The sequence below is a fragment of the Nocardia sp. NPDC055165 genome, from assembly GCF_053606985.1.
The window spans coordinates 119,059-125,997 of the sequence record NZ_JBSGSS010000015.1; the positions used below are offsets into that span (position 1 = coordinate 119,059).

Genomic DNA, 6,939 nt, shown 5'->3' on the forward strand with positions numbered 1-6,939 from the left:
GTTTCAGTTTCATGCTAGGCCGGGACGCGCCTGCAGGGCAAGCTGCGCCTCGAGTCCGGCGACCAGCACCTCCATCCCGAAGTCGTAGGAGTACTTGCCGCGCAGGTCGGACATGTACTTCGTGGCTCGGGCCACTGCCTCGGGCAGCAGCACGTCGGCGGGCGCGGAACGGTCGCGCGGGTTCACTCTGCTGCGGCCGAACAGGTAGGTGTGGATGGTCGCGTAGGCGGCCAGCACGTTGCGGTCGCTGAAGCCCGCGTCGAACAGGATCTCCATCACGGCGTCGATCAGGTCGAGCTGCTTGCCGAGCATCTGCTCGAGCAAGATGTCGCCCAGGCCGGGATGCGTGCGCAGTTTATCGTCTATCTGATCGATCAGATCGCGCAGGCGCACCTGCCACGGACCGGACTCGCGCGGCGGCTTGCGCACCCCGACCAGGGCCGCGCTGGCAACCAGATCGAGTAGCTCGCGCTTGTCGGCCACGTAGTAGTACGGCGCCATCGGTGACACCCCGAGCTCGCGCGAGAGCCGCCGCATCGAAAGCTTCTCGACCCCGTCCTCGCGCACCACTTTCAGTGCCGCGTCGACGATCTCTGCCTCCGACAGTGTCGAACCAGCACCCGCCCCGCCATGGTTACGCAAGCCTCTGCCTCACCTCTGCTGCCACCGGGCCATCAGCCCTTTCCCATCCCTGCCTCCGGAAGTCTAGAGGGGTTCGCAGCCGAGGGGGGCGGGGTGTGCTCAGAGAAAGATTTTCCGATTCCGCCCTTTATGGCAGTCACTGACGTTAAGGTGCGAGGTGACCGGCAACACAATGGAGGTAGTCATGCCTGAGAACACCACGCCTGCGACCGTCGAATCCGACGAGGAACTGGTCACCGAGACGCTGATCGAAGAGGTCAGCATCGACGGCATGTGCGGCGTGTACTGACCATGCTGGACCTCGACACCCGTTGGACGCTGCACCCTCGGGTCTCGTTGCGCCCGGAATCCTTCGGCGCGCTGCTGTACCACTTCGGCACCCGCAAGCTCTCGTTCCTCAAGAGCCGCGATCTCGTCGATGTGGTCCGGTCGCTGCCCGCGCACCCCTCCGTGCGCGACGCACTGCGTGCCAAGGGCATAGACGCCTCCGATGCGCACGTCAAAGCGCTCGCGCAGCTGGCCGACACCGACATGATCGTGGCATCGCCCGGACCGGTCACCGCCGCGCCGACAGCCCTGGCGGCGGGTGACGCCACCCAGGGCGGCAGGTTGATCGACCGTTTCGAATCGGGCCTCGCCGCACCGATCTGCCTGACCTGGGAACTCACCTACGCCTGCAACCTGTCGTGCGTGCACTGTCTGTCCTCGTCGGGTCGCCGCGACCCGAACGAACTGAGCACCGAGCAGTGCAAGGCGCTGATCGACGAGTTCGAGCGCATGCAGATCTTCTACGTCAACATCGGCGGCGGTGAACCGACTGTGCGCCCCGACTTCTGGGAACTGGTCGACTACGCCACCGCGCACAATGTGGGGGTCAAGTTCTCCACCAACGGCGTTCGCATCAACGAAGAGGTCGCCGCGCGTTTGGCGGCCAGCGACTACGTCGACGTGCAGATCTCCCTCGACGGCGCCGATGCCGCGGTCAACGACGCCGTGCGCGGTCCCGGCTCCTACGACACCGCGATCAAGGCGCTGTCGAACCTCGCCGCGGCGGGTTTCAAGGACGCCAAGCTCTCGGTGGTCGCCACCCGGCACAACATCTCCCAGCTCGACGAGTTCAAGGCCATCGCCGACAAGTACGGCGCCACCTTGCGGCTCACCCGCCTTCGTCCCTCGGGTCGCGGCGCGGACGTGTGGGACGAGCTGCACCCGCTGCCCGAACAGCAGCGCGAGCTCTACGACTGGCTCGTCCGCAACGGCGAGGGCGTCCTCACCGGCGACTCGTTCTTCCACCTGTCCGCATTCGGCTCGGCGCTACCGGGTTTGAACATGTGCGGTGCGGGCCGGGTGGTCTGTCTGGTCGATCCGGTCGGTGATGTCTACGCCTGTCCGTTCGCCATCCATGACCGCTTCAAGGCCGGAAACATCGTCGCCGACGGTGGTTTCGAGGCGGTCTGGACCGATTCGGAACTCTTCGCCGAACTGCGCGAGCCGGTCGACGGTGGCGCGTGCACGAAGTGCTCGCACTACGACTCGTGCCGTGGTGGTTGCATGGCCGCGAAGTTCTTCACCGGCCTGCCCGCCAACGGACCGGACCCGGAATGCGTTCAGGGCTACGGCGAAGCGGCGCTGTCGGCGCCGGGTCGCACCATTCCGCGCCCCGCCGTCGACCACTCGCGCCCGGTTCGCAGCCGAACCAGGGTGTCGCTGCCACTGACCGTGAAGCGGCCACCGGCCAAGGCGTGCAACGAGAGTCCGCTCGGCTGAGCCCATCCCGGTTGCCGGAAGTGCGCTGCCGATCTTGTTGACGCGTCCGGCAACCGGTCACAGCCATATTTCGGACAGACTTTGGTCCTTTTTTGTGGGGTGATGATGTCTGCGGGGCCAACTGCGAATAGCATGCGAGGAATGCGCCATGATCGTCTGCCCGACGGCTTCGGGGTACGGATCGATCCACGGGTACGCGCATTTTCCGGGGGTCGGATCCTGATCGGAGGATCGCCCGCACGGATGCTGCGCTTGGCCCCGGAGGCCGCCGAGTTGATCGGCGACGGATACCTGGAGGTGACCGACACCAAGTCCGCGATCGTCGCGCGCCGACTGCTCGATTCCGGCGTGGCCAACCCGCGCCCGCGGCTCGAACCATCCCTCGACGACGTCACCGTGGTCATCCCGCTCTACAACAACGCCGACGGGCTGTTACGGCTGCTGGCAGTGCTGCGTGGGCACAATGTGATCGTCGTCGACGACGGCTCCGACGAGCCGGTCCGCATCCCGCCACGGCCGGGCCGCGGTCAGGTGACGGTGCTGCGGCACGAGAGCCCGCTCGGCCCCGCCGCCGCCCGTAATGCCGGATTGCAGGCGGCGACAACGGGCTTCGTGGCGTTCCTGGACTCCGATGTGGTGCCGCGCAGCGGATGGCTCGAGGTCATGCTCGGACATTTCAGCGATCCGCAGGTCGCGCTGGTCGCGCCGCGCATCGTGGCCCTGGATTCCGAATCCAACGCGCTCGCTCGCTACGAACACACTCGCTCCTCACTCGACCTCGGCCGGCGCGAATCGGCGGTGCACGCCCGCGGCATCGTGTCCTACGTGCCCAGCGCGGCGCTGCTGGCCAGGCGCGCGGCGCTGCTCGGCGAGGGTGGATTCGACGAATCGATGCAGGTGGCCGAAGACGTCGACCTGTGCTGGCGCCTCGAACGCGCGGGCTGGCGGTTGCGCTACGAGCCCGCCGCGCACGTCGCCCACGATCACCGGGTCGCCTTCCGCGCCTGGTTCGGGCGAAAGCTGTTCTACGGCACGGGCGCGGCACCGCTCGGGAAACGGCACTCGGGCTTGGTCTCGCCGCTGTCGGTGCCGACCTGGACCGTGCTGGCCAGTCTGCTGTTCGCGACACTGTCGAAATGGGGTCTGCTCGGCGGACTCGTCACTCTGGCGACGGCCCTGGTCCGCCTGCGCCGGGTCTTCACCGAACTGGACAACCCGACCCGGATCGCGGCGGTCTACCTCGCGCGCGGTTACTTCGCCGGGATGTGGCGACTGGCTTCGGCGATGTGCCGGGACTATTGGCCGGTGACGCTCCTGGCGGTGATCGCGTCGAGCCGGATCCGCAAGATCGCCATCACGATGGCACTCGCCGACGGTCTCGCCGACTGGTTCACCCATCGCGACTCGGGCGGGCTCGACCCGGTCCGCTATGTGGCCTACAAGCGTCTCGACGACGTGGCCTACGGCACGGGCCTGTGGCTCGGCGTCATCCGGGCGCGCAGTTTCGAAGCGCTCAAGCCGAGCGTGCCGCCCCGCTGAAGCCGACTGCGTGACGAGCACTCTCATCGTCGGAGCCGGGTCGGCGGGTTGCGTGCTCGCCGCGCGGCTCAGCGCCGATCCGGCGCGTTCGGTGCGCGTCATCGAAGCCGGACCGGTTTTCCCTGCGATGGGGGAGCTGCCCGTCGAACTGCTCGACCCAGGTCATCTCCCGGTCGGCCCCGAGTCTCGACTGGTGTGGCGGTATCCGGGAAATCTGGTGCGGGGCAAGCTGATCGGTGGCTCCGGTGCGATCAACGGCAGCTACTTCATCCGCCCACCCGCCGACGACTTCGCCGCCTGGAGCGTGGTGGCGGGCCCGCGCTGGTCGTTCGAATCGGTCCTTCCGGTGTTCTGCGCTCTGGAAGACGATGCGGATTTCGGCGCTGTGCCCGGTCACGGAATCGGCGGCCCGATCCCGATTTCACGAACCAGCGACCCCACCGAGTTCAGCGTCGAATTCGCGCAACAGTGCGTGGCAGCGGGATTCACCGAAATCCCCGATCTCAACGCACCGTCCGCAGATACCGGTGCGGGATTCGGGCGCGTGCCGTTGGCGATCTCGCGAGGCCGCCGCGCCGGGCCCGCGATCACCCATCTCTTTCCCGCGCTCCACCGAAGCAATCTGATCCTCACCGGCGAAACAATGGTGACTCGGCTATTACTGCGGGGCACCCGGGTAATCGGTGTGGAGTGGGCCCGCGGGCGAGAACGCGGGACGACGTATGCCGACGAGGTGGTGTTGTGCGCGGGTGCGGTGGAGTCGGCCGCGCTGCTGATCAGATCCGGGATCGGCCCCGAACCGCTGCTGCGCTCGCTCGGTGTTCCGGTGCTGCGACCCGCTCCGGTGGGCGCGTGGTGCACCGATCATCCGGAGATCGGCATCGAATTCGCCGGTGCGCAACCCGCGTGGTCGACCGTCGCGCTCGAATACGTCCTCGAAATGGACGACCTGGAACTACGTCCGTACACCGCGATGTTCACGCCGGGTCTTCGCCGGGTGGGGGTCGCCCTGATGCGTCCCGAGTCGACCGGCGAGCTGACCCTGGTTTCGACTGATCCGGCTGTCGCAGCCCGCGTCGACCACCGTTATCTCCGCGCCGAGCAGGACCGAGCCCGGTTGCGCGAGGCAGTGGCACTCACGGCGGATCTCCTGGGTCGGCGAATCGGACCCGTCGACGACTCCTGGCTGCGCGCCAACCTCGGCACGTCTCAACATCTTTCCGGTACCTGTCGCATGGGCCCCGCGGGGGACGAGCGCGCGGTGGTCGACGAACAGGGGCGTGTGCACGGCATCGAGGCGCTGACGGTGGCCGATCTGTCGGTCGTCCCGGTCCCGCTGCGGCGCGGTCCACAGGCCACCACAGTGATGCTCGCCGCGTCCATAGCGGACCACATGGTCGTGTGACGAAGTGACGATTGATACCACGATGTGACCTGCGGGACAAACCCTGACTTCTGGCGGTTGGCCTGATATCTGCCCGGTACAGTTTGTAGCGGGAAAGAAAGGCAAATGGTCAGCAATCTTGCAGGTGGGAGGCCCCCACGGCAGGCATCGGAGTCGGGCGCACAGCTCGGTGCTCTGGAAGCCTATGCCGCACAGGCCCATGGATTTCTCAGTGCCGGTGGTGAACAGCTTACCCAGCTGGCCGGTCTTCTACGTCCGCTCGTTCTCGAATCATGGCTGCGCAGTGTGCGCGGCGGTGTCGACCCGACGGACGTCCTCGACGGTCGCGGGCTGCGCGGCGCCGATCTGGAGCGTTATCGCGACGCCCACCCTATCGCCGCTCTCATGCCGCTGATCGACAAACTGCTGGTCCAGGACGCGTCGCACGCGGGATTGATCGTGACCGTGGCCGACCAGTTCGGTCGGGTGCTGTCGGTGCACGGTCATCCGGAGCAGGTCGCCGCCGCCGCCGAGATCGGCGTGCGCGAGGGCGACGATCTCAGCGAGCGCCGGATCGGCACCAATGCCGTCGGCCTCGTCGTGCGCACCGGCCGCGCCACCTGGATCCACGGACCCGAACATTTCCTGCATCGCATGCACCAGATCACCGGCGCCGCGGCGCCCGTGCACGAGCCGGACGGCCGACTGATCGGCGTTCTGATGATTGCCGGCGGGATGCGGGTGGCCAAGCCCGAAATTCTCGCGTTGGTCAAAGCCGCCGCGACCGCGGCCGAGATGGATCTGGTGCTGCGAGCCATGCGCGCGAGCCACGGCATCAAGGCGCCGGCTGTGGCGAACCGCGACGGCACCGGACAGGCCAGGCTCGGTCTGGACGTCTTGGGTCTGGGTCAACCTCAGTTGAGCATCGCGGGGGAGCGGGTGCCGCTCTCGCAGCGCCACGCCGAGATCCTGCTCTTGCTCACCGAACATCCCGAAGGTCTCGGCGCCGATCACCTGGCGCTGCTGCTGGACGACACCGATCTGGACAACGGCACGATCCGCGCGGCGATGTCGCGGCTGCGGTCGGTGATCGGTGCCTCGGTGGTCGGTTCGCGCCCATACCGTCTGCGCGTGCATGTCGCAACCGATGTGGAGGAGCTCCGGGCCGCACTCGACTCCGGTGATACCGCATCCGCATTGAACTTGTACGCGGGTCCGGTGCTGCCGCGCTCGTCGGCTCCCGGCATTTGCGATATCCGCGACGAGCTGCGAGTCCGGTTGCGGACCGCCGTGCTCGCCGCCCCCGACGCCGCCGTGCTGCGCCGATGGACCTCGTGTCCGGAAGGCCGCGACGATGCTGCCGCGTGGGCCGCCTACCGGTCGACCGTCGATCGCGATTCGCCGCTGTATGCGCAGATAGAAGCCAAGATCCGGGTCCTCGACCGGCGCATCGGCGCCGATGCAACGCAGATGCAACGTTTCGGCTCATAGTGTCCCGGTCTGAAGGTGTGGTGGCTCACATATGGATGGCCGATGTGTTGGAGCCCACACTCATGCCCTGGTCGTGGGTACCCGCCGGTACGGACTGGACGGCTGACCGATTTTTT

6 protein-coding genes are annotated in these 6,939 nt (G+C 67.2%); 5 read left to right on the forward strand and 1 reads right to left on the reverse strand.

The genetic code is table 11. The annotated features are described in order from the left end of the window. Positions 1 to 9 precede the first annotated feature (9 nt). The gene (gene mftR2, locus ACWFRF_RS27260) at positions 10 to 642 is read right to left on the reverse strand and encodes a mycofactocin system transcriptional regulator MftR2 (RefSeq protein WP_378990881.1); all 633 of its coding nucleotides are present in this window, start codon (positions 640 to 642) and stop codon (positions 10 to 12) included. Between the two features lie 184 nt (positions 643 to 826). Between mftR2 and mftA the strand changes: the two genes are divergently transcribed. From mftA to ACWFRF_RS27285, 5 genes are all read left to right on the forward strand, one after another. After that, a complete protein-coding gene (gene mftA / locus ACWFRF_RS27265; protein ID WP_452452909.1) occupies positions 827 to 931 on the forward strand; it encodes a mycofactocin precursor MftA in 105 nt (34 codons plus the stop codon). 2 nt (positions 932 to 933) lie between these two features. After that, on the forward strand, positions 934 to 2,409 hold the full coding sequence (gene mftC, locus ACWFRF_RS27270; protein ID WP_378991230.1) for a mycofactocin radical SAM maturase: 1,476 nt from the start codon (positions 934 to 936) through the stop codon (positions 2,407 to 2,409). A gap of 141 nt (positions 2,410 to 2,550) precedes the next feature. After that, positions 2,551 to 3,948, forward strand: coding sequence for a mycofactocin biosynthesis glycosyltransferase MftF (gene mftF, locus ACWFRF_RS27275; RefSeq protein WP_358060798.1), 1,398 nt, complete (start codon positions 2,551 to 2,553; stop codon positions 3,946 to 3,948). A 10-nt stretch (positions 3,949 to 3,958) separates the two neighbouring features. After that, on the forward strand, positions 3,959 to 5,353 hold the full coding sequence (gene mftG / locus ACWFRF_RS27280) for a mycofactocin dehydrogenase MftG (protein ID WP_452452911.1): 1,395 nt from the start codon (positions 3,959 to 3,961) through the stop codon (positions 5,351 to 5,353). Between the two features lie 105 nt (positions 5,354 to 5,458). Continuing rightward, the gene (locus ACWFRF_RS27285) at positions 5,459 to 6,823 is read left to right on the forward strand and encodes a GAF domain-containing protein (protein WP_452452913.1); all 1,365 of its coding nucleotides are present in this window, start codon (positions 5,459 to 5,461) and stop codon (positions 6,821 to 6,823) included. Positions 6,824 to 6,939 lie beyond the last annotated feature (116 nt).